The organism is Streptomyces sp. SID3212 (genome assembly GCF_009865405.1).
In the GTDB taxonomy this organism is placed as follows: Bacteria; Actinomycetota; Actinomycetes; order Streptomycetales; family Streptomycetaceae; genus Streptomyces.
The window spans coordinates 1-282 of sequence record NZ_WWJY01000325.1; the positions used below are offsets into that span (position 1 = coordinate 1).

General features: G+C 75.2%; 1 protein-coding gene. It reads right to left on the reverse strand.

Annotation, left to right across the window (positions count from 1 at the left end; genetic code table 11):
• The coding region (locus GT042_RS09675) for a ComEC/Rec2 family competence protein (RefSeq protein WP_202532575.1) at positions 1–282 on the reverse strand (282 nt) is incomplete at both ends.

The following is a 282-nucleotide window of genomic DNA, read 5'->3' on the forward strand; positions in this document are numbered from 1 at the left end:
CAGACCACCACGAAGGCGAGCGTGAGCGCCCCGCCGAGCAGCGCGGTCGACCGCAGCGAGAGCCTCAGCCTCGGCGCCAGGCCGCGCCGTTCGGCCCTGAGCGCGAGCCCCGGCGGGCCGATCAGCAGGACGAGGACGATGGTGAGGTTGCTCCCGGAGACGGCCGTCAGGTGGGAGAGGTCCGTCGCCTTGAACGCGTCCTGGAGGTCGGGCGGGATCCGCGACGTGTCGCCGACCACCAGCCCGGGCAACAGCGCGCGGGCGTCCGCCGGCAGCCCCTCG